General features: G+C 43.5%; 8 protein-coding genes. 1 reads left to right on the forward strand and 7 read right to left on the reverse strand.

The genetic code is table 11. From position 1 onward, the window contains the following. Window positions 1–91: 91 nt before the first annotated feature. The 5 genes from MHH60_RS19750 to MHH60_RS19770 all read right to left on the reverse strand — a co-directional run bounded on the left by MHH60_RS19750 (window position 92) and on the right by MHH60_RS19770 (window position 13,831). A complete protein-coding gene (locus tag MHH60_RS19750; RefSeq protein WP_306081831.1) occupies window positions 92–6,280 on the reverse strand; it encodes a rhamnogalacturonan lyase family protein in 6,189 nt (2,062 codons plus the stop codon). A 360-nt stretch (window positions 6,281–6,640) separates the two neighbouring features. Then, on the reverse strand, window positions 6,641–7,189 hold the full coding sequence (locus tag MHH60_RS19755) for a GNAT family N-acetyltransferase (protein ID WP_179088869.1): 549 nt from the start codon (window positions 7,187–7,189) through the stop codon (window positions 6,641–6,643). 148 nt (window positions 7,190–7,337) lie between these two features. Further along, window positions 7,338–9,173: a UbiD family decarboxylase gene (locus tag MHH60_RS19760; protein WP_076133990.1), complete on the reverse strand. Its 1,836-nt coding sequence runs from the start codon at window positions 9,171–9,173 to the stop codon at window positions 7,338–7,340. A 115-nt stretch (window positions 9,174–9,288) separates the two neighbouring features. Next, window positions 9,289–9,810 (reverse strand): serine O-acetyltransferase, encoded by a 522-nt coding sequence (locus MHH60_RS19765; RefSeq protein WP_036679239.1) that lies wholly within the window; start codon window positions 9,808–9,810, stop codon window positions 9,289–9,291. Window positions 9,811–10,072: 262 nt separating this feature from the next. Continuing rightward, window positions 10,073–13,831 (reverse strand): alpha-L-arabinofuranosidase C-terminal domain-containing protein, encoded by a 3,759-nt coding sequence (locus tag MHH60_RS19770; RefSeq protein WP_076133989.1) that lies wholly within the window; start codon window positions 13,829–13,831, stop codon window positions 10,073–10,075. A gap of 236 nt (window positions 13,832–14,067) precedes the next feature. Here MHH60_RS19770 and MHH60_RS19775 point away from each other — a divergent pair, with 236 nt between their 5' ends. Further along, complete coding sequence (locus MHH60_RS19775) at window positions 14,068–14,643, forward strand: GNAT family N-acetyltransferase (RefSeq protein WP_076134087.1); 576 nt, start codon at window positions 14,068–14,070, stop codon at window positions 14,641–14,643. 100 nt (window positions 14,644–14,743) lie between these two features. Here MHH60_RS19775 and MHH60_RS19780 read toward each other — a convergent pair whose 3' ends face one another. Both MHH60_RS19780 and MHH60_RS19785 read right to left on the reverse strand, forming a co-directional pair. Next, a complete protein-coding gene (locus tag MHH60_RS19780; protein WP_081388887.1) occupies window positions 14,744–15,181 on the reverse strand; it encodes a MarR family winged helix-turn-helix transcriptional regulator in 438 nt (145 codons plus the stop codon). 208 nt (window positions 15,182–15,389) lie between these two features. Then, window positions 15,390–16,427, reverse strand: a complete 1,038-nt coding sequence (locus MHH60_RS19785; RefSeq protein WP_076133988.1) for an NADH:flavin oxidoreductase/NADH oxidase — start codon at window positions 16,425–16,427, stop codon at window positions 15,390–15,392. Between the last annotated feature and the right edge of the window lie 204 nt (window positions 16,428–16,631).

The following is a 16,631-nucleotide window of genomic DNA, read 5'->3' on the forward strand; positions in this document are numbered from 1 at the left end:
AGTCTTGCAGAATCCTTTAAATCTTAGATAATTTTAAAAGAGCGCCTAGCCGGATATTACCGACTTAGGCGCTCTTTTAACAAATATTCAGTTATTTTACCGTAACTTTCATGATCGTACTCTCATTTACCCCTTGATCATTCAACAGCTCAGCCCGGTATTCATAGACGCCTGGAGAACGGTTAGTAATAGAAGTAGAAGCCGTTTGTGCGTTTGGGGTGACCGCTGTTAAAATCTGAGTATCGATCAGTATTCCGTTCTCATACAAGCGATACTCTTTGCCGTTCATCCCCCACCATAAATTCATAGTCACTTTATACTCTCCATCGCCATCCCAGTTGTCATTGGACAACACCGGCTTAGCTGGTGCAGCATCCTTCACGATAACCACATGAGCAGCAGACACCGTTGTGCCAAAAGAATTGGTTAGCTCAGCCGTATAGGTGTAGGTTCCGTTTTCTTTTCCGGTAATATTAGTCACTGCAGTCTGTGCAGCTGGGGAATCATCACGTAAGGTTTGCGTGTCGATTAAGACACCATTCTCATATAGCTTGTAGACCGTACCATTATTGCCCCACCACATATTCATTGTGATTTGGTAATCCCCGTCCAAAAGTCCTGTATCCTGCCCATTATTATTGGATAGAACCCATTGCCCCGGAACACCTGTAGCCTTCTGAGGTCCACTTACGACCACAATCACTTGTTTTGTCGTCGAGAGTCCAGCGTTATTAATGGCTATTGCAATGAACGTATGCGCTCCCGCAAGCCCTGTGAGTGGAATCTCATCTCCATAAACGACAGGTTTACCATCAAAGGTAATATCCAGACTGCGAATACCAGACTCTGGATCTTCCGCTACGACCTGCACCTTCAATACATCCGTTTCACTCATTTGAGCAGAAGGTAAACCAGAAATCGTAGGTGGTGTAGTATCTTCAGTTTCTCCCGGTGAGCCTACATATTGAATTTTTGGAGCCGCTGGTTGTTCCATCCCTTCACCAAGAAAGAATCCAGGGTGCGGAGGTTGATTATAGCCTACATTTTGCCAAGCTACTGCCAGGCGGTAGATCGGATCATGCATCAATGTGCGAATACGATAATCTGTCATATCCGTTGTTGTGTAGATCCGTAGTTCAGAACTGTCCGCTGCCCGCCAAATCACTTCTTCACGCCAATCCCCGAACAGATCTGCCTGCAAGCTTGGATTCGCCTTGGTGCCATTATTTGAAGAAGCGCCTACAGCCGTCAATAAGTTGACCGTTGTCTGATTGGTATAGTCCCACTTATCCACTCGATTCGCATCCAGTAATTCACGTAAAAGATCACCATCCCACCAAATGCCAAAATTCGTGGAGGAAGGCAGTTTTTTAGTGATTAGTTCACCTTGCGCACTGTACAGGCCCGTAACAGGTATATGCTCCTCATTGGTGATCGTTGCAGCCCATACCTCTTCGCCAGCATATCGCGGATCAATATCTGCTGACATTCCCCGTCCAGTATCAATCCCCGTGAACACACCCCATAATATTTCTCCTGTAGCTGCATCACGCATTTCAATCCCATACTTCGAATCGGTATGCTCATGAACATCAAAGACTTCCAGCCCGGGTCTGGTAGGATCAAGGTCTCCGAAATGAATTGCATCACCATGGCCAAGCTTTGTATTATACAGCGGCAATCCGTCATCGTCGATTGCCATCGCGCCGAAGGTTATTTCGTCCTTGCCGTCGCCGTCCACATCTCCTACAGAAAGATTGTGGTTTCCTTGACCAGCGTAGTCTCCATATCCTTCATCATTAGAATCGAAACGCCATACTTTCTCGAGCTTGCCCTCACGATAATTGTAAGCTGCAAGTACGGTTCTAGTATAATAACCGCGGCTAAAAATCACGCTTGGCTGCTCGCCGTCTAAATAAGCTACAGCTGCCAAAAAGCGGTCTACACGGTTACCATAGGTATCCCCCCAAGCGCCAACATCTCCACGTGGCGGATCATAATCAACGGTATCCAATGCCCGGCCTGTTGCCCCTTCGAACACCGTTAAATATTCATTGCCCAGCAGCACATAACCCGAACTGTTACGATAGTCTGCACTGGCATTGCCAATGACTTTTCCTTGACCGTCCACTGTGCCATCTGCCGTCTTGATCATAATTTCGGCACGTCCATCACTATCCAGATCATATACCAGGAATGGAGAATAGTGTGCACTGGCACGAATATTAGGCCCTAAATTAATCCGCCATAAGCGAGTTCCATCTAATTTATAAGCGTCCATATAGACAAGTCCAGTATACCCAGCTTGAGAGTTATCCTTGCTGTTCGAAGGTGACCACAACATGATGATTTCATATACACCATCACCGTCCAAATCACCTACACTTGCATCTCCCGCACTATACGTATAAGGTTGACCATCCTTGGTGTAATCATCTGCTGGCTTTTGCAAAGGGATCGATAGATATTGCTTCTGCCATACGCTGAATGGTTCCGAAGCAGATTTCTCGACTCCATTGATTACTGATGTGATTCTATATTTGGCATCCTCCCTGCCTGTAATATCGAGATAGTTCGTGTTTTGAGTAATCAACGAATCATTTAGTTTCTTATCACCACGATACAGATTGAATCCTATCGTTTCCGGATCCAGACCTAACATCCGCCAGCTGATATACACACCTTCATCTGTCTTAACCGCTACAGGCGCACGGTCCAGCGCCTCCATCTTCCGGTATAAAGCTGTCACCGCTGAGGTTTCCAACGTAGCGGATAGATCAGAGATGCCGCCTGCATTTACCGAGGCTACTTTGTAATAGTAAGGAATGGTAGTCAGAACGGTCATGTCTGTGTACGAAGCTTCGAATGATTTGCCGATCAGGATGAACTCACCGTCTGCGGATTTCGCACGATAAATGTTGAACATCCGTGCATCCGGTACCTCATTCCAAGTAAAGGCCACATCATTTTTGTTCGTAGATTGTACAGCTAGACCACTAGGTACGGGTGCTTTTGCTACGGAAGGATCAATCATAGACACTTTTAGCGCATTAGAACCTACGGATTCCAGTCCCGTGCTGTCGACCGAAGTTACCGTATAGATATATTCCATACCAATATCCGCAGTGGTATCTGTATAGAGCGGCTCTATTGTCTCGCCCAGCAGCTCTGCACTATTCGCAACCGTAGCCTGACGATATACACGGTATTTCAGCGCACCCTCCATACTGTCCCAAGAAAGATTAGCTGTGATAGGCTCACTGTTTAAATCCAGGCTACCCAGGTTCAGATTCGTTGGGGCTAATAATAACGGTGTGATCTCCAGCCCATTGAGATGAGCAGTTGTGCCACTAAACACAAGATTCATCTGCCCGTCTTTGACAGCAATCTGGTTATACAGCTTCTCAGCAATATTTTCCTTACCTGAGGAGACTGTTCCGTAATCTTTGCCTTCAATGGCTACATTCGTCTTGGCAGATCCAATCCAATCTCCTGTATAGGTCTTAACAGAATAATAACCATTGGGTAAATCAACTTTGAATTCATACGATCCTCCAAAATAAATCACAAAATCTCTGCGCAGATCGTCCGTCGCATTTCCCCGATCCCGATCAATCATCCCTGCACTCGAGGTCAAACCATATCCACGTTCTGGGGTATATAGGACATTCACATTCACTTCCGTATAACCCGCAGCAACGGGTGAACCAACAGGTCCGAAATCATAACGATACTGAGCGGATTTCGTAGTCAGCTTCACTTCATCTGAAGGCTCAGACTCTCCTAGCCCGTTCACTGCAGTCACTCTTACCGAGTAGCTTTGACCCTCAACCAACCCGCTTAATGTCAATGAAGGGACAGTTGAAGTTCCCGCTAATGTATAAGCAGATTCGGCTTCTGCTGCTAGCTTACGATAAATTTTATAGATATCTGTACCTTCCACTTTATTCCATTTCAGTACTGCACCTGCATTACTGATACTCCCAGCTACAAGACCTTCAGGCTTCGCAGGCACCGTTTCCGGCTGTTTGATGTCCTGCACAAAGCTGGAGAGTGGAATATTTAATTCCCCTATTCCTTTGGCCAGCAAACGGGCCATTTGAATGGCTCCGTACTCTTGAAAGTGAGTATCGTCTGTCGAGCCATTTGGGAAAGCACCATATATCCCTGCATCGAGGTGAAGAAATACAGAGCGTGTAGCTGCAAAACCGATAGAATTGTAATAAGCTACACTGAGTGCGCTAAGATCGACCAATTCAACATCCAACTCACTTGCTACTTCTTTCATAGCCTGCACATATTCTGGAAAGCTCACATTGAATTTTTCGCTCACAGCATTATAATCTCTGCGCCCCATGGGGGTCACCAGAATCGGAGTTGCTCCTCTTTGCCTAGCTCCATTGACATAGGTTTTTAAATAAACTTTGTAATCGGCTGGAGAAGCATATCGGTCAGGAACGCTAATCGTTGCATCATTATGACCAAACTGGATAAGGAAATAGTCACCCGGTTGGATCTTACGCAGTACTTCATCCAACCTTCCCTCGACCATAAATGACTTAGAGCTGCGGCCTCCGATAGCGTGATTCTTAAACGTTACTTCCTCACTAAAGAAGTCAGGAATCATTTGTCCCCAGCCCGCTTGTGGTATCCAATAAGGATCATAAGTCTGCACCGTTGAATCACCCGCAATATAAACCGTTGGCAATTCATTAGCAGGACGGTCTGGCTGCTTAGTAATCACCAGTGCATTGATATTAGGCTTAGTGCCAGAGAACAACAAGTTCATTTGTCCGTCCACCAAAGCGATGTCAAAGCTCATTTCCAAATACTGGCCTGCTGTTTTGCTCGTCTGTTGAACTTTTTGAATGGATTCGACTTTGATGCCAATCTCTGTATCTCCGGTGCTGTCACCAGCGGTAAGTGACACTGTATAGTCGCCATTCGGTAAATCCACATTAAAAGTTGCATCCTTAGGGACCACAAAATCTGATCGCAAAGGATCTGAGGTTCCTCGGTCTACCCCAGTTACTTTCGATATATCTGTAAATCCATATTTGACCTCAGAGGAATAAGATACTCCTGCATCTACCTTAAGATAACCTTCAGCCACAGCACCCGGACCAAAATCAAAGGAATAAACATCCCCTTCTGGCAAAGTTCCGGGAGGCATATACACAGCGCTTTCCACCTTGTCAGATAGCTCTGATTCTCCTTGGTCATTGGCTGCCTTCACCCCATAATATTGCCGTTTTGAGGTATCCGCTGAGGTATCCGTAAATGTCGTCTTCTCTGACTGGCCAATCTCATGGAATGTTCCATCTGCTGAATCAGACCTTAAGATCGTATAGCGCTTTGCTCCAGCCACACTGTTCCAACTCAGTTGAACAGAACTTACACCTACACTGACAATTGAAACACCGGTTGGTGCTGCGGGAACCTCTACCCCCGGAATTTTGTCTACTGTCACAGATGCGCTCAAAGCAGACTCCTCACCCTTTCCATTTACAGCTGACACATTGTAAATGTAGCCACTGCCTTCATTTACATCTGAATCCATGTAGCTGTTAGCAGCAGCTTGCCCTATGGCTTGAAGAGTTCCACTAGGAAGAACCGTTCGATAAATATTGTAATAGACTGCTTCTGTCACGCTGCTCCACCCTAGAGATACCTCAGTGGGAGTGATATTATGAGTCACTAATCCCTCAGGGGCTTTCAATGGACCTGGTACAATCTGCTGAATAATTAGTCCATTTAAATATCCGCCAACTCCTGTACCCGTAATGCCGACGGTCAGTTGTCCATCTTGAACAGTCGTCCGATAGGTAGCTTGATTTACAGCTTGCTTACTGCTTATCGACCCAGCCGTGCTACCTTCCAAAGTAATCGTAGTTTTGGTTGTACTTGTACCCGCTAGTAAATCTCCTGAGTATACAGTCACATCGTAATCCCCATTAGGAAGATCCACCAAAAAAGAATAGGACAGTCCCAATACAAAATCGTTAGTCATATCGTCTCCACCCGAACGATTCCTCGAAGCAACCGCCTGATCTAAGCCATACCCTAGCTCATTCGTATATAACTTAGATTCATGCACGCCTGTATAACCACTCATAACAGGACTTGTTGCTGTTCCAAAATCATATTGCAAGGTTATTGGGCCTGAAGCTGCACTGACCTGTTGCCCCCCAAATGTTGTAGATGGAAGTATTGATGAACAAATGAAGATCCACGACAATAACACCATAAATATTTTATTTCCAAGTTTATTCCTCTTCATCTTCCGTGCTTCACCCGCTTTCTTATGATTGAAAGAACTTAGTACGCATCTAGCCCCGTTGTAGTAAACGCTTACAATAAGCTTCGTTGTCATTCGTTCTTCAAATATAAGTTCACTTCGTGCGTGTATCCCCTCCTCTTTGCTCAGGCAGCTGGATGGTAGATGATTCCAGTTTCACTCATATCCAACACGATACTACCACCTAAGTGTCACTCTGAACATTTAAAAAACAGATTTTATCATACACTAAACCGTTCAATTTCTTCGCCTATAGTTATAAAAACCTACGATTTGGGAAGAAGTTAGGACAGAAGAATCAGTGAGGGGACACCCGCTTTTGAGATCACGACAACAGTTTTGCTATTCCTTCATCCTCAACCATTCGCTTCTGAGCAATCCATAGGAATAAGTATCATGCCAGATTGGCTCTCCATTACTATCGTATTTAAAATAACCCGTCTGCAAAAAATGTCCTTCTCGACGAAGCTTCAATCGTTCGAGCAGTTTCCATGAGCGTGTATTTTCGGGATCACAGTTCGCAATCACACGTCTCATTTTCAGATTATCAAAGCCATAGTTTAACAATAGATTACAAGCCTCTGTAGCATACCCGCTTCCTTGAAAATCAGGGTTAAAAACATATCCAAATTCCCAAACGTCAAAAACCTTTGGTTCGCTCGCTTGAAAATATAAGTTGCCGATCATTTTTGTCGTAGATTTAAGACAGACTGCCCAAAAAGCACGGTCCGATGACCGTCTGAGGGCCTCAGTGCGAGATTCATCTGCATTAAATACGGAATAGGGCTCATATTTCACAACACTTTCTTGCGACAAATATTCATGAAGGTCTTTCCAATCCTCTGCTGAGAACCTTCTAATCCATAAACGTTCCGTTTCCATAATTTCCATTAGAACAACACTTCCCCAATATTAATAGTAAAAATATACCATACACCCCATAATACCCCTATTCCTTTTTTGTTTCATATGAGCAAAATCATTTCACAAACAGCAAAGAGGCCTCCTTGGGTTCCCAAGAAGACCGATGAATGTTTCTCTATATCTTGACTCCGCTTAAACTGCCACCTGACGCAAATAATCGTTCGATATGCTTCTGAACGGTTGGGTCTGGGATCAGTGGCGGGGCTTGATGGGGTTTTATCCGAGCATCAATAATCACGTTATCACAGGACCAATGTTTATACTCAGTAGAACTGTTCACTCCATAGATATCATGAGATGGATTACTGCGGGTGAATGTCGCCCATAGGAAATTGTCGATCTTTTCACTCAAAAACTCGCTATCATCACACAAAATAATCATTGGGCAAGAAGGAAGTGACCCTTGCTCCTGAATAGCTTCACTAAGCTTGTTCATTTCCAGTGTTGCTTCAGCATAGCTTGTGAATTTAGCGCCTTGAAGGGCAACAAGACCAGGCATCACCATTCGTGCATGCTCAAATCCCTGTAATTCTTTCAGCAGGCCTGGTACCTCTGTACATAGCTCTCTTTTCTTATCCCCTACTGCTGCAAAGATCACTTTACTTCCGCTGTTTAATCCTGTGCCGGAATAATCAAGTGTATCAATCGTGGTATTGGTATAGAAATGAATATCTCTATGAAGATTAATCCGCTCTAAGATATACGTCAAGAAACCCTCGATATTATGTGTGCTGATAGGCTGATTTTGTTCTGCTGTAATAAACAAAAACTTAGCTAAACTAAGCTGACCCGTCCCTAAAATCCGGTTAGCAATGGTCAGAATTTCCGCTGGCTGCTTTACTTGCTGATAAGGCGTATAACGTTCACTGCCAATGGCGAACAGCAGGGGATGAACACCCGCAGCATCGACTGCATGAACTTCTTTGACGCCCGGAATTTCTTGGCGGATAGCCCCACCTGTCAGCTCGTGAATTAACTCACCAAACGCGGTATCCTCCTGTGGCGGCCGGCCGACAACCGTAAATGGAAAGATTGCATTTTTTCTGGCGTACACTTTATGTACTCTCATTACTGGGAAAGGGTGAACCAAGCTATAATAGCCTAAATGGTCGCCAAATGGTCCCTCCGGCTTCGTCTCACCAGGGTGAATTTCACCTGTTATCACAAAGTCCGCATCATTGCTGATACAGTATCCATCCACATAGCTATAGCTGAAATGGCGTCCTGATAATAAACCTGCAACGATCATCTCACTCATTCCCTCAGGCAAAGGCATAACCGCCGATAAGGAGTGAGCGGGTGGCCCACCGATAAAACAACTCACTTTAAGCGGTTGTCCTTGGCGGTTCGCTTTTTCCTGATGTACGCCAATGCCGCGATGAATTTGATAATGAATGCCCACTTCTTTATTTAATTCATACTCATTTCCAGTCAGCTGCACACGGTACATTCCCAGATTGGAATTCATAATGCCCGGCTTGTCCGGATCTTCTGAATACACCTGCGGCAAGGTTACAAAAGCACCACCATCTCCCGGCCAATGTGTGATTAGCGGAAGATCAGAGATACTAATTTCCTGGAAACCGCTTGGCAGACCTCCTGGCTTTTTAATCGGCAATGCTTTTCTCGCGGATAATCCGGTTCCAACATATTTAAATGGATTTTTGAGTGCTTTTACGGGATCGTTGCGAAGGGCAATTACGTTATGTGTGGAGTCCCAAGTACGCCGAAAGATAAACTTACTGCGCTCTAACGTTCCAAAAAGGTTAGATACGGCCCGAAACTTCGAGCCTTTTACATTTTCAAATAATAATGCGGGTCCACCAGCCTCATAAACCTTTAGGTGAATCGCCGCCATCTCTAGATAAGGGTCCACTTCTTCACGAATACGAACTAAATGTCCGTGTTTCTCTAAATCATTAACACACTCTTCTAAATTGCTATATTTCATTTCATTACTCCGATCTCTAGAAGGTTATTACAAGATTACTTGGATGCTTTAATTATACCCTGTAAGATATTAAAATAAAGCGCACGCGTACCCTATGTACTAGAACCTGACGTCTTTATCTTGTATTCTCTGGTTTCGGTTCACTCCGCAATATATTTTTAGCAGGAATACCTACTGCCGAAGCGTTATCCGGCACATCCTTTACCACTACAGACATGGCCCCGATATTAACATCGTTACCAATGACAACCGGTCCAAGAATCTTGGAGCCTACTCCAATAAAAGCTCTGTCTCCAATCACTGGCTCTCCTAAGTTATTTCTCCCGCCAATCGTCACTTGATGAAAAATAGTAGCATGGCTTCCAAGCACCGCTTTAGGACTAATGATAATCCCATTTAAACCATGCGGTAAATGAAGCGCGTCACCAATTTGAGCTTGAGCGTGAAGCTCGCCATTCGCAAGAATACGGACAAAAAGCACATCCATTATCCGATACAAAAGCCACAAAGGTTTTCGCACGATGCCATTCTTCACTCGATAATACACCCAATTTCCATAACGATAAGTAAACAAGGCCATAATCGTTTGGGGATTTTTCAGATTTGCTTTCCAGTCCGTTTTGAATGATTTCATCATTTTATCGTTCTCCTTTTTAGGGGCTAGGGGGTATGCACTGTATTCTGGAGTAATGAAGGCAGCTGTGGATAAAACATCTGGGAGGATCGCGGGCTGGAGGGTCAGTCGGTGATTATACTTTCACCAGTGTAAGATAGATTCTGAGATTCATCAAGCAAGTGGACAGTTCTCTCTATATAATCATCAACCGATTTAGAGGCTTGTTAAACAACAACACGCGCCGAACAAAAAGATCGGCGCGTGTTGAACAGCATATTCTCTATTAAATTAGATCCAGAACAATCACATTCACGGAATTGGCAGCTAGCTTCACAACTGCCGTGTCTTTATCAATTACGATTTCCGTTTCGACCGGTGTAACCTTCTCATCATTTTTTCTGTTCACATTAGGTGTATGAACCAGTGAAGCGTCTCCGGTTAAAGTAATCCGTTTACCCGTAGCAGCTACTTTTAAGCCTTTTAGATCAAGCTTCGTTGCTTTTTCTACACCATCCGCATTTACAAGCTTCACATAAATATGCTTATCATCTTTAGTTACGGAATTATATACCTCTCTGTTATAAGCCTCAAGCTTATAATCCAGTACTTTGCTTGTTACCTTGCCATCTGTATAAGAGCAAATCAAATGTTTGCCATCTGCTCCACCATAATTAACGGTGATGGTATATTCCGTATGATCCTCAAGCTCTTCATAGCAACTGGCTCTAAGGTTACCAGCAGCGGTACTAGAGGAATAATCGCCGAGAGTATAAGCCTCAATCCCTTGCTTGTACACCTTGACTCCTGTGGCATCGCCATTGTAGCCAATCGCATATTCGATAACATCTTTATTTTCCGGTGAGATTTCTGTCAGACCTGCGCCTACATAGAAGCCATCTTCGCCAGAAGCTTTTTCAGCTACAACCTCTACTTTATAATTAGTCCACGCGTCATTAAGGATATACAATCCATTCAATCCGCCATTCTGCGCTTTCAACACCAGACCTTTGGAAGGATCAATCGTATATCCGGCAGAGCCAGGAATCACTTTCCAAGCTTCATCCAGCGGCTGCGTGAAATCTTGATCCAACCATACACTGCCATCTACATTCGAAGTCACTTTCACCCGTTTCACGATCACAGCTGATTTCCCGGCAGCCACTTCAATTCCTCCATGAGGAATGAGTTCTACCTTCTCCCCGTTGCGATAAGTCGAAAATGAGGTGCCAACCACTTTGGTTCCCAGGTATTTAGCATACAGCTGCTGAACATAATAGTTCGGTGTGTACCATACGGTTTCATCATCGAACCAGATACAATCCGGTGTCCATCTATAGGTGCCATCTGTCAAAACCTTGTTGAACAATGGTGCCGTTGCCGCCAATCTAATCACATCAGAGTTATTCTCGAAGCTGGACATAATCGCCGCCTCAGCAACAGCTCCTGCCAATGTGTTTTTATCTGTGGAAGCATATTCACCCACAAAAACCTTTGAAGTTTCTGCCTCATCCAAGCTGCCGTCTTCCTTATACGCTCTGTAATAGTAGTTGTAACGATCAGCATTCTCTAACAAATACTCATTGGAACGGTAGTAATGCTCATCCGCAATAGTATCCATGTAGTTCTTTTGTTTTTCGTACCAGGTAACAGTCTCTTCGATGCTCGATGTGCCATCCGTAAAGCTGATTTTTTCCGAGCCCTGTAAATTTCCGCTTAGGAATTTCCAACCTTGCTGGTAAGCATCATCATCTGCCTGTGCACCTACAGTAGAGAGAATAGTCAATTCATGATCAGGATAGTTCTTCGCCATATACTCATCAATCACTGTTTTAAAATATTCGAAGTTAGCAAAAAACTCTGTACCCCAGTTTTCATTCCCCACACCCAAATAACGCAGGTCAAACGCTGCTTCATGGCCCATCTTTTTACGCAATGCAGCCCACTCATTATTGTCAAAATCCATGCTAATCGCAAAATCAATCAGATCTGTAAAGTTCTTCACATAATAATCTCTTAACGCACCGCCAGCTGGATTCGCATAATCCGAACGAGCTTGACAGAGTACGCCGCAGGCCATAACCGGAAGTGGTGTTGCGTTCAAATCCTCGGCTAATTGGAAATACTCCATATATCCAAGACCCATGGTCATCATGTAGCCCCATACGTTATAGTTCTCTTTGCGCAATTCGATATCGTTGACGGACTCTTTCCAATCGTACACGTTCTCCCAAATGTGAGAACCTTCAGAAATACAACCCCCAGGGAAACGCAGGAAGGTAGGATGAAGATCAACGAGTGCATTCACTAAGTCTTTTCGCAATCTATAGTTTGAATTTCCTTTATAGTTAGCATGAGCTGTAGCAGAACGTTCCTCTTCACCAGCGCCCCAAACGTCATCAGGAATTAAGGAAACCATATCAATAGAGATCTCACCGTTAAAGGTTAAAGCCAGCTGACCAAGCACAGTTTCAGATCCTGTTAATACAAGCTTTGAATCGACACCATACTTCTTCCAGCTGCCGTCACCGTTTACTTCAACAACTTTAGTATCGCTGATGGCTTTACCGTCTTTGTCGAGCAATTGCAAGGTAATTGTGCCCGCTGCTTCTGCCTTCGCCCAAATCGTGAAGTTGTACTTGGCATCTTCCTGAATAAACATCGAGCATTGCTGATTGGAATCGGCGAAACCTCTATTATTAATAGTCGCGCCATCCGCTACCGTCACATAATGCGCATTCATATCTTTATCATCGATGCCGAAGAAATCGTTTAATCCGCCTGTATTATGGACAGTCATTTGGTCTGTATCCCCAGACCATGCGTGAAGAGGTGTATAATTTCTTCCGGTGGAAGCACCATGTACACCACATACATGCGAATAGCTGTCAAAAGCAAAAGATTCGAAGGAGCGATTCTGCACTAGCTCTGCATAGATCCCACCATCTGCTGCATTGTTAATGTCCTCATAGAATAAACCATATAGAATTTGGCTAACATCCAAAATCTCCTGATTGCCGTCAATTGTTAAGGTGTAAGGTGGCAAATCTTCCGGAAGCACAGACACAGTGAAGCTCTTTTCTACTATACTAGCTCCCTTTTTCAAATGTGCTGTAAGTGTTACGCCTTGAGCAGATTGAACTCCTTTATTCACAACGCCTTCATTAGAAATGACTTTGGTATCACTGGAAACCCAAGATACGTCAACTTTCCCGCCCATCAGCGAAGCTGGCAATTCGATATCTTTGGTAATAATCGAGCTTGGGAAGGTCAAGTATTTATCTTTTGCAAGCTTAACGATATCTTCATCCGTCAAGGATTCGCACATGATTTCAATCACTTCATCTTGAGTTAAGCCTGCTTTATATACACGGAAGTCCGAAATATAGCCGCCAAAATCAACATCTGCCGCGTACTGGGATTTCCCGATTGTATTATTGCTATAATTCAGTTGATCTTCAAAAGTAGCAAACCATGTGCGCAGCTTAGCATATGTGCCACTAGAGGTTTGGCTGATCATGCCATCCGCGACTACTTCACCATTTACATACATCACAGGTCCTGCACTGCTTAGTGTTCCACCTTTTGTGCCTGTAACTGCAAAGGAAACGTGTACCCATTCATCAGTCGCAAAGGATTTCCCTGGATCTGCAATTAAGTCTTCCCCTGCAAAACAAGTGCCCCGCAAATTGCGGGTTACAAAAAGATAAGGTCCAGTTTCACCTTTACCAAAATCAAAAATTCTTTCCCATAAGCTTGAAGCTTTGCTTACATACATCCAGGTCGAAATCGTGATTCCTGTATGGTCACTGACCTCTTTAAGCAGATCGTTAGGTAATGAAATATAGGATGTGCCATGTTCTCCCCCAGCAAGCGAAACAGCTTGTCTACCTGCTACGGATTTAATAGCCGGCAGCTTAGTACCTGAAGCGGTTCCATCATTGCCGTTCCCCGAGAAATCTTGACCTACATCCTCTGGATTATCAAACTTATAATGCGCAATTAGACTACCATTAATAAATTTGTTACCGTTGTCATTTTTCATAGAAGATCACCTGTTATCTTTATAGTAGAAATCTTAAAAACCTAACCAAATTAGTTCATTGCCGTTTATACGAAACATAATAACATATTTTATAGTCAATTAATATATTAACCAATTAATATTTATGTGAAATAAAAGAAAACAATTTTTATAATCAAATATTACCAAATCAATCAATTGTTTCATGGTAAAATATCTGTTAGTTAATAAAGGAGTGGTGAAAGTTGAGCGAGGTTGTGAATGAAGAGGCCAATTCCAATGATTTATTTACGATTGATTGTAAAGATATTTTTTTGCGGGAATATAGCGTGGAGGATTTAGAAGAGTTTCATGCGCTTACTCTACAGCCTGAAATTATTGAATTCTTGCCAGATTGGAATGTTCCTAAAGAACAACGGTTGGACTGGTTAATAAACTATGAAATAAAAGAGAACCAGCAGTTTCTTCAAGCGATCTCAGCGGGCGGAGATATCGGAGAGCTTCGTCTTCGTTTAGGCATAATTTTAAAAGAGTCCGGTGAGTTTATTGGTTGGTGTTGTACAGGAATTAAGGATGAATTGCCCGTTCCTAACAGAGAGATTATGTATGCCATATCCAAGGATCATCGCGGTAAAGGCTACACTACTCAAGCTGCCAAGGGATTAATTAAGTATTTGTTTGATAATAGCTCTACCGATGTATTAAGTGCCATTGCTCTGAAGCACAATATCCCGTCTAATAGAGTCATTCAAAAATGTGGTTTCGAGCTTCTTGACGAGATTACGATTGAACATGAAGACTATAATTATTACCGGCTATCCCAGCAACAGTAGTATGAACCGGTAGGATGTAAATAGCGCCTTACACTAAAAAACCTCTGTATGGGAAATGGAGATTCGGTCCATTTACCAAAACAGAGGTTTTATTGTGAATTCATGACTGTTGCTTCATGCGAAGCATTTGATCCAAAAGCTCTTTCACATCTTTTTCTGGAAAAGCTGCAAGCAGGGTCTCTTGAAAGGTATCTTGTGCACGAAGGAGCTTGTCTTCGCCAATGGCAGTCAAGGCAGTATAGATACTTCTGCGATCAGCATCACACGCTTTTCTTTCTAAAGCGCCACAGCCTTTGGCCTCAAACCGACTAACCAGTCGGGAAACTGCACTCTGGCTTAAACCCACCATAGCTTCGAGTTTCTGCAATTTCAGTTTCTTCTCCGGCGCTTCCGACAAAAATAACAGCAAATAAAATTCTTTTAAGGATAAGCCATGTTTGGCTTGTAGATTAGCTTCCAATTCATTCGTCACATTCATTTGTATATGCGTTAACGTCAACCAACTCGTTATAAGGTCATTGTTAAGAATGTCGCCCATTTTATTATTCATCTCCCGGGTGTATGGCTTTTCATGATCTTTTCCTTCTATATAATAGTACTACAATCCACAACCATACATAAAGTATAGGTTCGATACTTATACTTTATTTTATTTTAAAAAAGAGGAGAGACCGTTTCTCCAAGAAGCCGGCCCCTCCACACTTTACAATTATTTTGTTTAGACTTCACACTATTTAAATTAGTCTTTACCCATTAATTCTTGGAAACCCAAAAGAATATTGTCTGGGAATACCGGCATCTTTCTGAAGCTCAACCCCTGCTTCCAGCGTCCAGTATGGATTTCTCAACATGCCCCGGCCCACGGCAACAAGATCAGCTTCCTCATTCCCAATCACGGCATTAGCAAGTACAGGCTCATCCAATCTGCCAACCGCAATAACTGGAACATTCAAGCCATACTTGATTTCTCTAGCCAAAGGAACCTGATAAGCTGCATGCGTCCCTGGTTTCCCGGCCGCTGCGATAGGACCTTCACCACCTGCACTGATATGGAAAATATCTGCGCCCGCTTCTTTGTAAGCTTTACTAAATTCCAAGCTTTCTTTGATACCGTACCCGCCCTCAACATATTCTTGGGCGGAGATACGCATAATCAATGGCATTCCTTCCGGCATTTCACTTTTTGCTGCGCGAATGACTTCTGTACCAAACAGTGTTAAATCCTTGCCATATTCATCTGTTCTTTGATTTGTTAGAGGGGAATGGAACTGATGAATAAGATAACCATGCGCTCCATGAAGCTCGACAACATCAAATCCCGCTTGTATCGCCCGCTTCACGCCCAACCGGAATTTCTCAACCATAGCTTTCACTTCTTCAGTTGTTAATGCACGTGGTGTTTTGGAGTCAGCGTCAAAAGGAACGTTAGATGAGGATACAGGAACTGCTGCATCTTCTGCTTTACGTCCGGCGTGTGCAATTTGAATACCTACTTTAGCGCCATAAGAATGACAAGCTTCAACGATTCTGGCCAGTGCAGGAATTTGCTCATCAGACCAAATGCCAAGATCAAAATCAGTAATCCGTCCATCAGGCTCCACGTCCGTCATTTCAATAATAATTAATCCGGTTCCGCCAACGGCGCGACTTACGTAATGATTATAATGCCAATCCGTAGCAATTCCGTCTTTGTTAGACACTGAATATTGACACATCGGAGGCATAACCACGCGGTTCTTCAGCTTCAAATCCTTCAATTCATACGGGGTGAACAAGTCCTTCATGATATCTCTCCTCTTTATAAAAAACTAAGTATAGTATGATCAATGCTACCAGTGAACATGAGTTTCTAACTTCATCTTATATATTGTATAAATGCATGCTCATGCATGTATATTATTATAGAACAGCGATGGTGTCAACCGTGAATAATCTTCTGCTTAATGGAAACTCCATGTATTGTTGAAACTTCTACCTTGAGGTAATAT

Source organism: Paenibacillus sp. FSL H7-0716 (assembly GCF_038002705.1).
In the GTDB taxonomy this organism is placed as follows: Bacteria; Bacillota; Bacilli; order Paenibacillales; family Paenibacillaceae; genus Paenibacillus_AQ; species Paenibacillus_AQ odorifer.